13 protein-coding genes are annotated in these 15,435 nt (G+C 70.4%); 9 read left to right on the forward strand and 4 right to left on the reverse strand.

What is annotated here, in order from left to right; all coding sequences use genetic code 11:
* Window positions 1-15 precede the first annotated feature (15 nt).
* The 3 genes from IT371_01985 to IT371_01995 all read right to left on the reverse strand — a co-directional run bounded on the left by IT371_01985 (window position 16) and on the right by IT371_01995 (window position 3,862).
* Window positions 16-1,335, reverse strand: coding sequence for an alpha/beta hydrolase (locus IT371_01985; protein MCC6746396.1), 1,320 nt, complete (start codon window positions 1,333-1,335; stop codon window positions 16-18).
* Window positions 1,336-1,535: 200 nt separating this feature from the next.
* Window positions 1,536-2,732 carry a tRNA 4-thiouridine(8) synthase ThiI gene (gene thiI / locus IT371_01990; GenBank protein MCC6746397.1) on the reverse strand — a complete coding sequence of 399 codons (1,197 nt, stop codon included), beginning with the start codon at window positions 2,730-2,732 and terminating at the stop codon, window positions 1,536-1,538.
* Window positions 2,729-3,862 carry a cysteine desulfurase gene (locus tag IT371_01995; protein MCC6746398.1) on the reverse strand — a complete coding sequence of 378 codons (1,134 nt, stop codon included), beginning with the start codon at window positions 3,860-3,862 and terminating at the stop codon, window positions 2,729-2,731. Before IT371_01995 ends, thiI begins: the two co-directional genes overlap by 4 nt.
* 27 nt (window positions 3,863-3,889) lie before the next feature.
* Between IT371_01995 and IT371_02000 the strand changes: the two genes are divergently transcribed.
* Window positions 3,890-5,107, forward strand: coding sequence for a coproporphyrinogen III oxidase family protein (locus tag IT371_02000; GenBank protein MCC6746399.1), 1,218 nt, complete (start codon window positions 3,890-3,892; stop codon window positions 5,105-5,107).
* Here IT371_02000 and IT371_02005 read toward each other — a convergent pair.
* Complete coding sequence (locus IT371_02005) at window positions 5,003-5,737, reverse strand: TVP38/TMEM64 family protein (protein MCC6746400.1); 735 nt, start codon at window positions 5,735-5,737, stop codon at window positions 5,003-5,005. The two genes, IT371_02000 and IT371_02005, sit on opposite strands and share 105 nt — an antisense overlap.
* 169 nt (window positions 5,738-5,906) lie before the next feature.
* Here IT371_02005 and hrcA point away from each other — a divergent pair, with 169 nt between their 5' ends.
* The 8 genes from hrcA (at window position 5,907) to IT371_02045 (ending at window position 15,429) form a co-directional block, all read left to right on the forward strand.
* Window positions 5,907-6,932: a heat-inducible transcription repressor HrcA gene (gene hrcA, locus IT371_02010; protein MCC6746401.1), complete on the forward strand. Its 1,026-nt coding sequence runs from the start codon at window positions 5,907-5,909 to the stop codon at window positions 6,930-6,932.
* A 97-nt stretch (window positions 6,933-7,029) separates the two neighbouring features.
* Window positions 7,030-7,713 carry a nucleotide exchange factor GrpE gene (gene grpE, locus IT371_02015; GenBank protein MCC6746402.1) on the forward strand — a complete coding sequence of 228 codons (684 nt, stop codon included), beginning with the start codon at window positions 7,030-7,032 and terminating at the stop codon, window positions 7,711-7,713.
* Window positions 7,710-9,545 (forward strand): molecular chaperone DnaK, encoded by a 1,836-nt coding sequence (gene dnaK / locus IT371_02020; GenBank protein MCC6746403.1) that lies wholly within the window; start codon window positions 7,710-7,712, stop codon window positions 9,543-9,545. Before grpE ends, dnaK begins: the two co-directional genes overlap by 4 nt.
* A gap of 10 nt (window positions 9,546-9,555) precedes the next feature.
* Window positions 9,556-10,605, forward strand: a complete 1,050-nt coding sequence (locus IT371_02025; GenBank protein ID MCC6746404.1) for a DnaJ domain-containing protein — start codon at window positions 9,556-9,558, stop codon at window positions 10,603-10,605.
* Window positions 10,595-11,560: a site-2 protease family protein gene (locus IT371_02030; protein MCC6746405.1), complete on the forward strand. Its 966-nt coding sequence runs from the start codon at window positions 10,595-10,597 to the stop codon at window positions 11,558-11,560. The genes IT371_02025 and IT371_02030 overlap by 11 nt, the downstream gene beginning before the upstream one ends.
* A gap of 92 nt (window positions 11,561-11,652) precedes the next feature.
* Entirely contained in the window at window positions 11,653-13,089 is a 1,437-nt protein-coding gene (locus tag IT371_02035) for a PocR ligand-binding domain-containing protein (protein MCC6746406.1), read from the forward strand.
* 37 nt (window positions 13,090-13,126) lie between these two features.
* Window positions 13,127-14,182: an HlyC/CorC family transporter gene (locus IT371_02040; protein ID MCC6746407.1), complete on the forward strand. Its 1,056-nt coding sequence runs from the start codon at window positions 13,127-13,129 to the stop codon at window positions 14,180-14,182.
* Window positions 14,179-15,429 (forward strand): HlyC/CorC family transporter, encoded by a 1,251-nt coding sequence (locus IT371_02045; GenBank protein MCC6746408.1) that lies wholly within the window; start codon window positions 14,179-14,181, stop codon window positions 15,427-15,429. The genes IT371_02040 and IT371_02045 overlap by 4 nt, the downstream gene beginning before the upstream one ends.
* Window positions 15,430-15,435: the final 6 nt, after the last annotated feature.

Below are 15,435 nucleotides of genomic sequence, written 5' to 3' on the forward strand. Positions count from 1 at the left end.
GCCCCGCGAGCTCCCCTACATCACGTCCCCGAGGAACTGGATCACCTCGCGCGCCATGTCGATGCGCGCCGCGGCGGTGGCCGCGTCGTCGATCAGCGCGTTGTAGCGGTCTCGGCGCCCAATGAAGCCGAGCTCCCCGCGCTGCGGCTGCTCTCGCAGCTTGAGGAGTCGGTGGTCGCCCCCTTGAACCGTCCGGAAGCGGACCGCCTCGGGGTGCTCGGCCGACAGGTCTCGTACGCGGCGGTAGGGGATGACCTCGTCCTCCGTGCCGTGGAAGACCAGCGTGGGCTTGACCGGAGGGATGCGGCCTCCCAGCCGTTCGTAGGCCCTGAGGTCGTCCTGCGCCCGTTTCACATCGGAGAGCTCGGCCTTGAGGTCCCGATAACGCTCTAGCTCCGCGCCGTCGAAGGGGAGGCGCGGCCTGGTCTCCGCCGCGTGGGCGCCGCCGACGTCGTAGGCTCCGCCCTCGTCCTCGACTCCGTCCAGCGCGCCCTCGGCGCCGAAGAACCCACCTCGAAGGCGGCGGCCGGTTGCGTTCCCCGCGGGCGCCTGTTCGACGCGAGCGCGGCGGCGCTCCTCTCGGGCGCGCTCCACCCGTGCCTCGTACGGAGCGAGGGTTTCCTCGAGACGATCGCGCCGCTCGTTCAGCCGCGCCGCCATGTGATCGATGGGCGCGAGCTCGTTCTGGTGAAAGAGCGACCGCCAGGCCCGGCGCAGTCGGTCCACCGGTTCGTGCCCGAAGCTTCCCACCGCGGGGGCCAGTCCGATGACACCTCGCACGCGATCGGGAAGCGCCTGCGCCACCTCGACCGCCGCCTGCGCGCCCATGCTGTGCCCGAGCACGAGCACCGGTCCCAGGGCCTGCTCCACGGCGCGCCGCGCCCGTCGCAGCGAGTCGCCGCCGAGGCCCCAGCCCTCGCGTTGCGCGTTTCCGTCGTCGTCGAGCTCCACGGCGCGCATCCAGTGCGATTCGACCCGGAAGCAGACGCCGCGGGCGCGACACTCCTCATCCAGCCGCGCCACGAGGTCCGCGAACAGACGGTTGTTCGGACGGCTGCCCAGCCCGTGGAACATCAGGATCGTGCCGCGAGGGTCGCCCGCTCCGACGGTCCACCGCACGGGCTCTGGATTTTCCTCGATCCTGCGCTCGCGCCGTGGCTCGCCCGCCGGCTGCCCGAGCGGGATCCCGCCGGCCGGGTAGAGGCGGGCCGGGGTGTTCTCGTTGGTCGGGAGCGGCGGTTGCCGCGTTCGGCGCCGCGCGGCGGGGGCGGGCGCGGTCAGGGACGCGAGCAGGATCGCGCCGAGCAGGACCGCCAGAGATGATCGTCGACGCATGCGCTGCCCTCTCCTGGGCTAAGGGGCCGGACTCCCCTTAGCAGGAGGGATACCAGGGCCGCAGACCCTGCCAAGTGCATGTCTTTCCGTAGGTTGCCTCGGTGGAGGCGGCTGTCGCGCCGTGCGAGAATCGAAAGACTGCCTGGCCAGTCGGGTCGCTCGCGTGCGGTCCGCCGTTGGCAGGTGGCTCGGCGACAGCGTCACCCCGCGCCGGCCGACTGGGGCAGGACGAGCCGTTCCGTCCCCTCGACCGCCGAGGCCAGGAGCGCCTCGACGGGGAGCGCGGCCTCCGCGGCCTCCGCGTCGGCGGGGGCGACCCGCGTGGACGGATGGCGGGGGACGAAGAGCGAGCAGCAGTCGTCGTACGGCAGGATCGAGATCTCGTAGCTGCCGAGCTGGCGCGCGAGCGCGATCGTTTCCGTCTTGTCGAAGCTGAGCAAGGGGCGAAGGACGGGGAGCTCGGCGGCCGCCTCGATGCACGCGAGGTTGCCCAGGGTCTGGCTCGCCACCTGACCCAGGCTCTCTCCGGTAGCGAGCGCGAGGCAGCGGCGAGTTCGCGCGAGCCGGGATGCGATGCGCATCATCATCCGCCGGTAGAGCACGACCGACAGCTCCGCTGGCGCCCGGTCGCGGATCTGCTCCTGCACGGCGGTGAAGGGGACGACGTGCAGTGTGAGCTGCCCCTGCGCCCAGGCCAGGCGCTCGGCCAGCTGCAGGACCTTGTCCCGCGCGCGCGAGCTGGTGTGCGGCGGCGAGTGGAAGTAGAGCGCCTCCAGCGTGCACCCGCGTTTCTGCATCAGGTGCCCCGCCACCGGCGAGTCGATCCCGCCCGAGAGCAGGAGCAGGGCGCGTCCGCCGGTCCCGACGGGCAGACCTCCCGCGCCGGGGATCTTGCCGACGAAGACGAAGCTCTGGACCGCGCCCACCTCGACGCCGACCACCAGCTCCGGGTGGTGCAGGTCCACGGGCCAGCCCAGCGTGGTGTGGATGGCCGCTCCCACGATGCGGCTGATCTCCGGGGAGGGGAAGGGGAAGCGCTTGTCGCTGCGCTGCGTCTCCACCTTGAAGGAGCGCGGCGCGCTTGCCGGCCCCTCGCGTTCGACGAGCGAGAGCGCGCCGGCCGCCAGGGCGTCCAGGTCGGACGGCACCGCCAGCGCGCGACTGAGCGACGAGAACCCGAAGACGCGTCGGGCGCGATCCTCGGCGGACCGGAGTTCCTGCGCGTCGCCCGAGAGGAAGATCCGACCTTGCCCCCGCTCGAGTTTCACCGACGGGAGTCCGGAGAGTGCGCGGCGCAGGTTCTGTTCGAGCTGCCGCTCGAAGGTGTGGCGGTTCTGGCCCTTGAGGAAGAGCTCCCCGTACCGCAGGGCGATGAGAGGAGTGGCGACGTGGCTCATGTCGACCTCAGCACCCGCTCGAGGACGAGACAGGCCGTTTCGATCTCTGCCGGCGTGGTGGACCGACTGAGGGAGAAGCGCAGGACTGCGTGGGACTCGGGCACGCCCATGGCCTCGGTGACGTGGCTGCGGAGCCCCTGGCGTGCGTGGCACGCCGAGCCGCTCGAGACGAAGACCCCCGCCTCGGCGAGAGCGTTGACGAGCACCTCCGCGCGGCGACCCGGGAGGGCGACGCTGCGGATCTGCGGGGCCAGCCGCGCGCGGTCCCCGAGCAGGTAGGCCGACGGGGCGATGGTTTGCACGGCGCGCGCGAGGCGGTCCGCGAGCTCGCTCACGCCCTCGGTGGGGCCCGTGGCGAGCTCCGCGGCGAGCCCGAGCCCGACGATGCCGGGGACGTTCTCGGTGCCGGGGCGGCGGCCTCCTTCCTGATCTCCTCCGCCCCAGAGCGGCGCGACGTGCACACCGGGAGCGAGGACGAGCGCCCCGACCCCCTTCGGTCCGTGGATCTTGTGGCCCGAGAGCGCCAGCAGATCCGCGCCGAGGTGCGACAGGTGCGTCGGCAGCCAGGTAAACGACTGCACCGCGTCGACGAGGAGGCGGCATCGGGGTTGGCGCGCCTTGACCTGGCGCGCGCACTCCGCGACGGGCTGCACGACCCCCGTCTCGTTGTTCACGTGCATCAGCGCCACGAGGGCCGTGTCGGGGCGCACGCGCTGACCGAGGTCCTCGGGGGCGACCCACCCGCTGGGCCCCACGGGGACCGTCTCCACGAGGTGCCCCGCCGCCTGGGCGAGCTTAGCCGTCTCGCGGACCGCAGCGTGCTCGACGGCGCTGATCAGGAGGTGCGCCGGCGAGCCTCCGCGCCTCAGCCCGCCGAGGAGCCCGAGGGCGAGGGCCTCGGTCCCGCCGCTGGTGAAGATCACCTGGCTCGATTCCACGCCGCACCTCGCAGCGACGCGCTGGCGAGCCGTGCGCACGAGTCGCTCGGCGGCGAGTCCAACCGGGTGGCGCGACGAGGGATTGCCGAAGGTGCGCTGCAGCGCTTCGAGCATGGCCGCGGCGACCCGCTCGTCCACGGGGCTCGTCGCCGCATGGTCCAGGTAGGCCGTCGGTAGCTTGTCAGCGCTCATCGGCCCATGCTCGTATAGCAGAGGGTCATGCCCCGTCAAGGCGAAGCGCTCCGAGGAGACGTCGACGAAGGAGGCTGCGCGGCCTCCCCGATGGTGGTCTACGTGCACTATCCGCAGTGCGACGTGCGGTGCGGATATTGCGACTTTCCGACGGTGGCGCTCGCGGACTTCCCGCACGCGCGCTATGCGGATCAGGTGCTGCGCGAGCTTGAGGGGCGGGCGCCGGCCTACGCCGGGCGAGGCGTGCGCGCGGTCTACTTCGGCGGAGGGACCCCCTCGCTCTGGCCGGGGCATGAGGTCGCCCGGGTGCTCGCGGCCCTGCGCGGGGCCTTTGCGGGGGCAGAGGGCTGGGAGGTCACCCTCGAGGCCAACCCGGGGCAGCTGCCCGAGGCGCAGCTCGCCGCGCTGCTCGAAGCGGGCGTGAACCGACTGAGCCTCGGCGTGCAGTCGCTCGACGACGCGGTGCTGCGCCTGCTCACGCGGAGCCACACCGCGCGGATGGTGGAGGAGACGGTGACGCGCGCGCGGCGCCTCGGGCTCGCCAACCTGACCTGCGACGCGATCTTCGGCCACGCGGGCCAAACGGTGGAGCACCACCTCGACCAGCTCGATCGGCTGGTCTCGCTCGGGCCAGACCACGTCTCGCTCTACGGGCTGACGCTCTCGTCGGGAGCGGCCCTCCGGCGCGCCGGAGTCACCCCGCTCGAGCCCGACGCGATGGGAGAGCTGCTCGAGGCCGGCTGCGCGCGCCTCGAGGAGCTCGGGTATCCGCAGTACGAGGTGTCGAACTACGCGCCGGCGCCTTTCCGGTCGCGGCATCACGGCCTGGTCTGGAGCGGACAGCCGTACCTCGGACTCGGGGCGTCGGCGCACTCCCTGTGGACGGGGCCGAGCGACGCCGAAGGGGCCGAGGGCCTCGAGACCGTCCGGAGCATCAATCCCCCCTTTTCGCGCTATCTGGACGTGCCCGTGCGCGACGGACGGCTGCCGGCGCTCGCCGGAAGTCGCACCGAAGTCGTCGAGGCGGGCTCGGCCCGCTACGAGATGCTCTTCGTCGCGCTCCGGACGACCGATGGGTTGAGTCGTCCGCTCTATAGGACCCGTTTTGGCGCCGACGTGACGGCTCACTACGGGGAAGCGCTAGCCAAGCTGGCCGAGGTCGGGCTCCTGTGCGTCGAGCCGGACCGCGTCCGTCCTACTCGGCGAGGTCTCTGGCTGGCCGACGAGGTGGCGCTCCGGCTGTGAATCGGGGCGTCGGGCAACGAGCCGGCGCGCGATCCAGAACGCGACCCCGCCGAGGGCGATCGCCAAGGCTGCCAGGCCGAGGAGCATCCAGCGGCTCGGTTGCCGCGCCGCGTGGCCGAGCCAGGGGTAGAGCGCGCCACCGGGGAGCATCCCGAGCGCGGTGCCGAGGAAGTACGGTGCGGGCCGCACGCCGCTCACGCCTGCCGCGTAGCTCAGCGCCGTGAAGTGCACGGGTCCCACGCGCAGGGCCAGCATCGTCCAGTGCCCGCGCTCCTCGGCGAGGACGGTGACCCAGCGCGCGAGGCGCGGACGGCGGGCCAGCATCGCGGCGGCGAAAGGGCGCCCGGCGGTGCGCGCGGCGAAGTAACAGGTCGTGGCGCAGAGGAGGTCCGCGGTGGCGGCGAGGAGGGCCCCTCGCCACGGGCCGAAGAGGGCCCCCGCGGCGAGCAGGCCCCATACGCGCGGAAGCCAGAGCAGCTCGGCCACCAGCATCCCGGCAGCGAAGGTGGCGGCGGCGCGCGCGCCTCCGTCGGTGGCGAGGCGGCGCAGCCGGTCTGGAGCGGCCCACCCGCCGGCCAGCGCGAGGCCGCACAGGACCAGCGTGGCGAGCACGAGCAGTCCGAGGACCAACGCGCGGCGCCTTGCCGCTGCTGGAGCTCCGGGCTGCGTCACCGGGGGCGAGGGCGCGTCCGACATCTCCTGACGTTGGGCGAGGTCGCGCGCCGGGGCAAGGGATAAGGTGCGTTTGCCGAGGAGCGGCGCTTGACAGGCGCCTCGGGGCTTCAAAGAATACCCAAACATGGAACTCGGTCCGCGCGCGCAGGAGATCCTCGCCGCACTCGTCAGGGAGTACATCCTGACGGGGGAGGCTGTGGGCTCGCGCACGCTGGTGCGGCGCCACGGGATCCAGCAGAGCGCGGCTACCGTCCGCAACGTGATGGCGGACCTCGAGGAGCAAGGTCTGCTCCGCCAGCCGCACATGTCCGCGGGCCGCGTGCCCACCGACATCGGACTGCGCTTCTTCGTGGACCGGCTGATGCAGGCGCGACAGCTGAGCGACGCCGAGGAGCAGGACATCCGCGCGCGCTACCAGCTCTCGAACCCCGAGCTGCAGACCTTGCTGCGCGAGGTGAGCCGGCTCCTCTCGGACATCTCGCGGCAGTGCGCCCTGGTGCTCACGCCGAGGCGCGAGCTCTCCCGCCTGATGCGGATCGAGTTCGTTCCGCTGAGCCAGGGACGGATGATCGCGGTGCTCGTGATGGGCTCGGGGGTGGTGCAGAATCGCCTCGTGGAGGTCACCGCCCCCCTTTCCCCCGAGGAACTCGAGGCGGTACACCGGTACCTGAATCAACTCTGCGAGGGGCGCGAGCTGCACGACGTGAGGCGGGTGGTCCAGGAAGAGCTCGACAAGGAGCAGAACCGGTACGACAGCCTCGTGACGCGGGCGCTGGCTCTCGGGGCCGAGGCGCTCGGCGGCCCCTCGGAGGCGGAGGTCATGATCGAGGGGCAGTCGAACCTCCTCGACCACCCCGAGCTCACCGACCCGGAGGAGCTGAAGGCGCTCCTGCGCGCCGTGGAGGAGAAGCGCCTCGTGCTGCGCCTCCTCGACGAGACGGTGGGGGCCGAGGGGGTGCAGGTCTTCATCGGCGCCGAGACGCGCGAGGCGGAGATGCGAAGCTGCTCGGTGGTCCTCAAGGCCTACGGCGGGCAGCGCCCGCTCGGCACGCTCGGCGTCATCGGTCCCTCGAACATGGACTATCCTCGCGTCATCTCGATCGTGGACTTCGCTGCCGGTCTCCTCACCGACTTCCTTCGCGAGAGCTAGCCCCGGCACCTCGCACCGACTCCAGACCCTTCCTATGCTCGCGACAACGTGATAGAATCCCAGGCGCGCAGAGGGCGCACGGCTTCAGGTGAACGCAATGACCTCGAGTGAAACGAACAGCCACAAGGTGGATCCGGCCGCCGGACCCGACGGCTCTGCGCCGGCCTCCGCCGAGCAGGGCGCGGTCCGGCCGGAGGATGAAGCTCCAGCCCAACCTGGCGCGCCGGCGACCGAGAGCGCCCTGGCGAAGCGGGCCGCCGAGCTCGAGGAGGAACAGAAGCGCACCCACGACCGGCTGCTTCGCACCGCGGCGGACTTCGAGAACTTCAAGCGGCGGAGCCGAACGGAGCTCACGGACTCCGTTCGCCGCGCCGAGGACAAGGTGGTCTGCGACTTCTTGCCCGTCCTGGACAACATCGAGCGGGCCCTCGCGCACGTGGAGGTCGAGGCGACCGACCCGGCGGTGAAGTCGCTCGTGGACGGGATGCGAATGGTCCACAAGCAGTTTGTCGGACTCCTCGGACGCTACGGGATCCAGGCCGTCGAAGCGCTGGCCACGCCCTTCGACCCGGAGAAGCACGAGGCGATCCAGCAACAGGCCTCGGACGAGCCCAAGGGGACGGTGCTGCGCGAGCTGCAGCGAGGCTACAGCCGCGAGGGCAAGCTCGTGCGGCCGGCGATGGTCGTCGTCTCCCAGGGGCCCGTCTCGCCGCCGCCGACCGAGGCGGGCGCGGACCCGGGGCCATCTGACGACGCGAAGGGGGAGGCGACCGATCCATGAGCCGCGCGGTTGGCATCGATCTCGGAACGACGAACTCGTGCGTGGCGGTGCTCGTCAGCGACGACCCGGTGGTGATCCCCAACGCGGAGGGGAGCCGCACCACTCCTTCCATCGTGGCCTTCACGGAGGCAGGTGACCGGCTGGTGGGGCAGATCGCCAAGCGTCAGGCGGTGACGAACCCGGAGAACACCATCAGTGCGGTCAAGCGGCTGATCGGGCGCAAGTTCTCCGACGCCGAGGTGCAGCGGATGCGCGAATCCGCCGCCTACAGCATCGTCGGGGCCGACAACGGGGACGCCAGGGTGCGCGTCCGCGGCCGCGACTACTCGCCTCCCGAGATCTCGGCCATCGTGCTGACCAAGATGAAGGAGATCGCGGAGGCCTACCTCGGGGAGACGGTGACCGACGCGGTGATCACGGTGCCTGCGTACTTCGACGATGCGCAGCGACAGGCCACGAAGGACGCTGGCCGCATCGCGGGCCTCAACGTGCTGCGGATCATCAACGAGCCGACCGCCGCGGCCCTGGCCTACGGCTTCCAGGAGGGGAAGGCGGAGCGGGTGGCCGTCTACGACCTCGGGGGCGGAACCTTCGATATCTCGATCCTGGAGCTCAAGAGCGGCGTCTTCGAGGTCAAGGCCACGAGCGGCGACACCTTCCTCGGCGGCGAGGACTTCGACGCGCGCATCATCGACCACCTGGCGGAGGTCTTCTCCAAGGTGAACGAGGGGCTCGACCTGCGGCGCGACAAGATGGCGCTGCAGCGGCTGCGAGAGGCGGCGGAGAAAGCCAAGCACGAGCTCTCGGCGGCCCTGGAGACGGACGTCAACCTGCCCTTCATCGCCGCCAGCGGTACGGGGACGCCGTTGCACCTCACGACCTCGTTGACCCGCGCGAAGCTCGAGTCCCTCACCGACGACCTGGTGGAACGGACCCTCGAGCCCTGCCGCGTCGCGCTCAAGGACGCGGGCGTGACGGTGAAGGACGTTCAGGAGGTGATCCTGGTCGGAGGGCAGACGCGCATGCCCCGCGTCCAGGAGCGGGCGGCAGAATTCTTCGGCCGCAAGCCCAACAAGCGCGTCGACCCCGACGAGGTCGTGGCGATCGGGGCGGCGATCCAGAGCGGCGTCATCCGGGGCGAGGTGCAGGAGGTGCTGCTCCTCGACGTCACCCCGCTGAGCCTCGGCGTGGAGACGGCCGGGGGAGTCTTCACGCGACTCATTCCCAAGAACACCACCATCCCGACGCGCAAGTCGGAAATCTTCTCGACCGCCGTAGACAACCAGCCGCTCGTCAACGTGCACGTCCTGCAGGGGGAGCGGGAGATGGCCTCGGACAACAAGAGCCTGGCCCACTTCCAGCTCCTCGGGATCCCGCCCGCGCCGCGCGGGGTGCCGCAGATCCAGGTCACCTTCGATCTGGACGCGAACGGCATCGTGAACGTGGGGGCGAAGGACCTCGGGTCGGGCAAGGAGCAGAGCGTGCGGGTGGTCCCCACGAGCGGCCTCACCGAGGCGGAGATCCAGCGCATCATTGGCGAGGCCGAGAGCCACAAGGAGGAGGACGTGCGCAAGAAGGAGGTGGCCGACCTCCGCAACGCCGCCGAGACGCTGATCTATACCACCGAGGGAGCGGTGCGCGAGTACAGCGACATGCTCAGCGCGACCGACCTCTCGGACATCCAGCAGGACCTCGTCCGATGCAAGGAGATGCTCGCCCGCGGCTCGACGGAGGAGCTCCGCAAAGCCATCGAACAGCTCCAGGATTCCTCGTACCGCTTCGCGGCGGTGATGTACGACGAGAAGGGGGGCGGTGCCTCGGAAGGGGCCTGAACGGCGCGCGGTGATCCCGGACTCCCTTCCCGACCACTACCAGGTGCTGGGCGTCCCGCGGGGGGCGACGCTCGAACAGATCAAGGCCGCGTATCGCCGCAAGGCGCTGCGGCTCCACCCCGACAAGAACGCCTCGCCCGAGGCGGAGGAGCGCTTCAAGCGCTGCAGCGAAGCCTACTCGGTGCTCGCGGATGCGACCAAGCGGGCAGCCTACGACGCGCGGACGCAGTTCGACCACGTTCCGGAGAGCGTCTCGGACCTGCTGAACGAGCTCCTCGGGCCGCTCCGCAGGCGGCGAAACGGACGCGACCTGCGCTACGAGCTGGAGCTGACTCTCGAGGAGGTGGCGCACGGGGCGCGCAAGCGCATCTCGTTTCCCGTGACGGAGGTTTGCGGCGCATGCGTCGGCCGCGGGGCAGCGCCGGGTGGTGCGGAAGCCTGCCCGAGCTGTCAGGGCCGAGGGGACCTGCGCTCCGGCTTCCTCTCGCTGCCGAAACCCTGTCCCCGCTGCGGCGGGCAAGGGATCCGCGTCACGCGGGCCTGCAGGTCGTGCGACGGCGTGGGGCGCGTCGAGCGGGAGAAGGACTTCGTGGTGGAGCTTGCCCCTGGTACCCGCGCGGGAGAGATCCGGCGCGTGCCGGGGGAGGGGGAGCCGGGCGCCTTCGGCGGGCGGGCCGGGGACCTGTTCGTGACGATGCGACACGCTCCGCACCCCTTCTTGCAGGCCCAGGGGGCCGACGTGGTGCTCGAGCTGCCCGTGAGTGTGAGCACCGCGGCCGTCGGAGGAACCGAAGAGGTCCCGACGCTCGATGGCCCCGTGCGCCTGCGAGTTCCCCCCGGAACGCAGCCTGGGCGGCTGCTCCGACTGCGCGGCAAGGGGCTGCTCGACGGCGCGCGCCGGGGCGATCAGATCGTGAAGGTGGTGGTGGAGATTCCGCACGAGCTGACCGACGAGCAGCGAGAGCTCCTCCTGCGCGTCGACGCGCTCAGCGGCGCCGAAGCGACGCCTCGGCGGCAGGCCTACGTGCAGAAGCTTCGCGAGCGTGCCGATGGACGGTGACTCGCATCCCGCTGACGATCCTCGCCGGCATCGCTACGCGCTGCACCTGCTCCTCTTCGCGGCCACCTGCGTCACCACTACCTGGGCCGGCGCCCTCTACGTCCACCCCGAGGCGCTCGCGCTCCCGGCGCGCCAGGTGTTGCCGCTCCTCTGGGACGGCTGGCCGTTCTCCCTCTCGCTGCTCGCCATCCTCATGACCCACGAGATGGGCCACTACGTGCTCGCGCGCTACCACCGGGTGGACGTGAGCCTGCCCTACTTCATTCCGCTGCCCTTCGGCATGATCGGCACCATGGGAGCCGTGATCCGCATGCGCGGGGCGATCGCCTCCCGCAACGCGCTCGTCGACGTGGGCGCGGCGGGTCCGCTCGCGGGCCTCGTGGTGGCCCTTCCGATCCTGGCCTATGGCATCCACCTCTCGCCCGTGAAGCCCGTCGGTCCGGGCTTTCTGGAGGGCAACTCGATTCTCTATCTGGCGCTGAAGCTGCTCATCAAGGGGCAGGTGCTCCCCGGCGGCGGTCTCGACGTGGCGCTGCACCCGGTGGCCTGGGCCGGCTGGGTGGGGCTGCTCGTCACGATGATCAATCTCCTCCCCATCGGCCAGCTCGATGGGGGTCACGTGGCCTTCGCCTATTTCGGAGCGCGTCACGACCGCGCCTCGCGCTGGCTGCACCTCGGACTCTTGCCGCTCGCCGTGGGGGCCAGCGCCTTCGCCATCTACGAACTCTCCCGCAAGGCCATTCTGCGGACCGCTCTGCTCCTCGGGGTAGCGGCGGGGCTGCCGTGGTTCGTGTGGTGGGTCTTGCTCACGCTCATGCGGCGCTTCTCGGGCGGGGTCTACCATCCCCCGGTGGGGGAGGACGCGCTCACGCCGGGGCGTCGCCGGGTGTGCCTGCTCATCGGGCTGGTCTTCCTGCTCATCCTCACGCCGATCCCCCTCCGTCGGACCCTCTGACGGCGCGGCGGAGCCTACGCTCCCGCTGCGCTGCTTGCCACGCGTCGGCCACTGATGGCAGGATAGCCTTACATCGACCGCCCAAGGCCCCGATGGAAGGCCCCTCCCTCCTCGAACAACCGGTCACACTCGCCGAGATCCTGGACCAGGATTCCCTGCAAAGGGTCTGCATGACCTTTTCGCGCCTCTTCGGCACCGGACTCGCCGTGGCCGATGGTCGCGGGCAGGTGCTGGTGGACGTGCCCGCCGAGTACGGCTACTGCCGCCGCATCGCGGCGCTTCCGGCCGGTGCGAAGGTCTGCTGCTCGTTCGACCGGCTGGCGCACCCGTCGGACCCCTCCGGCCCGCGAGGGACTCCCGACGAACGGTGCATCTGCGGCCTGAACTACGCGCTCCTGCCGATCACGCACCAGGGCGTGCTCCTCGGCCGGCTGATCTACGGGCCGTATCGCCCGGAGGGGCTGGCGGAGCTGCCGAGCGAGGTCGAGGAGCTGCTCCGACCCGACGGCACGGCCTCCGACGAGGGGTCCCGGCCGGCGCTGGTCGCGGAGCTGGGGCGTCTGCCGACTCACCCGCGGTCGCAGGTCGAGCGGAATCTGGGCGCGGTCGGAGAGGTCCTCTCGGTAATCGTGCAGAACGGGTACGCGCGGCACCTGACGTCGCAGATCCACATCGCGGCGATCCAGGACGCGTACAACGAACTCACGGAAAAGAACCGACGCCTGGCCGATTCTGTCGAGAAGCTGAAGGAGCTCGACAAGCTCAAGAGCAACTTCCTCGCCACCGTCAGCCACGAGCTTCGCACGCCCCTGACATCGGTTATCGGGTACAGCGAGATGCTCCTCGAGGGGCTCGCCGGGCCGCTCGCGCCCGAGCAACGCGACTACGTGCAGACGATCATGGAGAAGGGGGACCAGCTCCTTCAGATCATCAGCGAGATCCTCGACATCTCCAAGATCGAGACCGGCAACGTGCAGCTGGCCTGCGAGCGGGTGGACGTCGCGGACCTGCTGCGCCAGGTCAGCGACGCGATGATGCCCCAGGCCCGACGCAAGGGGCTTCTCCTGCAGTACGAGGCCGCGCCGGCGCTCCCGATGATCCTGGCCGACCGCGCCAAGACGCGTCAGGTGCTCCTCAATCTGGTGAGCAACGCCGTCAAGTTCACCACCGAGGGGGGAGAGATCCGGGTCTCGGCGGCGACGGGGGAGTTGAAGCTCGACCAGATCGCGGCTGGAGGCCTGCCCGCCGTCGAGATCCGCGTTCGCGACACGGGCGTCGGCGTTCCGCCCGAGGCGCGGGAGCGCATCTTCGAGGCCTTCTATCAGCTCGACAGCTCCTCCACGCGCGAGTTCGGCGGGACCGGGCTCGGTCTCTCCATCGTGAAGCACTTCGTCGAGGCGCACGGGGGGAAGGTGTGGGTCGAGCAGCCAGAGGGGAAGGGGTCGATCTTCGTCGTCCAGCTGCCGCTCAGGCCGCCAAAGGGCACGCCGGCCGAGAAGGGCCTCCGGCGCGGGCAACTCGTCGGGTGACCCCGGCCGACCTTCTAGCGTCGGGATAGCTGAGCGCATGGACGCCGAGATCATCCTCCGACTGCTGCTCTTCTTCGTGCTCATCACGCTCTCCGCCTTCTTCTCGGGCTCCGAGACGGCGCTCTTCTCGATGGGACCGGTCCAGCTCATGCGCCTGCGCGAGGAGGGGCACCCCCGCGCCGCGTTACTCGCGCAGCTCCTGGGTCAGCCGCGGCGGCTCATCGCAACAATCTTCATCGGTAACGAGTTCGTGAATATCGCCGCCTCGGCGCTCATGGCCGCGGTGACCGACAGGTACCTCCACGCGCGGGGTCACGTGGTCGTCACCGTGGTCTCTACCAGCGTCGCGGTGGTGCTGATCCTCATGCTCGGAGAGATCACCCCCAAGAACGTCGCCGCGCGCCTCGGTCAGCGGTGGGCGGTGGTGGCCGCGCGCCCGATCTGGCTCCTCGCGCTCGTGATGGCGCCCCTGCGGTGGATCATCGAGCGCATCGCCGATGCGGTGGTGCGCCTCGTCGGAGAGGCCCGGCCGCCCGAGCCCCGGGGCGTCGGCGAGGAGGAGTTCCGCACCATGGTCGACGAGGTGGTGCGTGGGGGCGAGATCCGCGAGAGCGAGCGGAAGCTCATCCACAACGTCTTCGAGTTCGGGGACCGCCGCGTGAAGGACGTGATGACGCCGGCCGCGCGCGTCTTCATGCTCAGCTACAACCTGCCCCTTAACCGGATGCTCGAGGAGGTTCGTCGCGGGCGCTACAGCCGGATCCCCATCTACCAGGGCAACCGAGACCGCATCGTGGGGGTCCTCTACGCCAAGGACCTCGTCGCCGTGGCGCACGGTATCGAGCGCGAGAGCCATCGGCGCCTCCAGGATCTGCTGCACCCCGGCTACTTCATCCCGAAGGCCACGAAGTGCGAGCAGCTCTTTCGCGAGTTCCGCAAGCGCCGCACCCACCAGGCGCTCGTGGTGGACGAGTACGGCCGATTCGCGGGGCTGGTCACGATGGAGGACCTGCTCGAGGAGCTCTTCGGCGAGATCAAGGACGAGAAGGATCTTCCCCCTCCGACGGGGGAGGTGCGGATCGTCCCGCCATGACGGTCACCATCGTCGTCCTGGCGGTCTGCCTGCTCCTCGAGGCCTTCTTCTCGGGTGGAGAGCTCGCGCTCATCTCCGCCGACCGGGTGAAGCTCCGCCACCACGCGGAGGGACGCGGGCGTCGCGGGGCCATGATCCTCCGCTTCCTGAACGACCCGGGGCAGCTCATCTCCACCTCGCTCGTCGGAACCAACATTTGCGTCGTCCTGAGCACGGCGATGGCCACGGTGGAGCTCCTGCCGCGCTATCCCGGGCAGGCCGAGCTGCTCTCTCTCGGGGTCATGATGCCCCTCGTGCTGGTCTTCGGCGAGATCGTGCCGAAGAGCATCTGCCACCACTACGCCGACGTGCTGGCGCCTCCACTCATCTACGTCTTCTCTGGCTTCCGACTGCTCTTCCTACCGGCGGTGGTGGCGGGGAGCGCCTTCAGCCGCTTCCTGATGCGGCGTATGAAGCTCGACCCGCAGCGCTCGCTGATGAGCCGCGAGGAGTTGCGCCTTTTGATCCAGCTGCCGAACCGGCAGGGGGCGGATCCCATCACGCCCGAGGAACGCCAGCTCATCGCCAACATCTTCGAGTTCTCGGATACCCGGGCGCGCGACGTGATGCTCCCGCTGAGCGAGGTCACGGCCGTGTCGCTCGGCGCGTCGATCTCCGACGTGGCGCGGGAGATCGCCGACAAGGGACACACACGGCTGCCGGTCTATCGGGAGCGCGTCGACCAGATCGAGGGGATCGTCCACGGTTTCGACATCCTGCGCGCCGCGACCACGGCGTCCCTGCCCGAGCTCTGTCGGGCGGCGATCTTCATCCCGGAGAACCAGCCCGTGGTGGACACGCTCGTGCGCTTGCAGCGCGAGGGGCAGGGGATGGCCATCGTGGTGGACGAGTACGGCGGTGCGACGGGGGTGGTGACCATCGAGGACATCATCGAGGAGATCGTCGGCGACATCCAGGACGAGTACGACGACGAGGGCGCGCAGCTGATCCGCAAGGAGCCCGGCGGGGCTTTCCGCGTGCTCGGCCGCGCGCCCGTGCAGCGCCTGAACGATGCGGCGAAGCTCCAGCTTCCGACGGACGAGGACTACGAGACGGTGGCCGGGCTCGTGCTCGATCGGTTGAAGCGCATTCCGAGCGCAGGAGAGCAGCTCACCGTGGGGACGACGCAGATCACGGTGCTCAGCGTGACCGAGCGTGCGGTGGAGGAGGTCCGGGTGCAACCCCTGCGCAAGAAGCCGGCGAAGTAGCGGCGG

Source organism: Deltaproteobacteria bacterium (genome assembly GCA_020848905.1).
Lineage (GTDB): Bacteria > Myxococcota_A > Polyangia.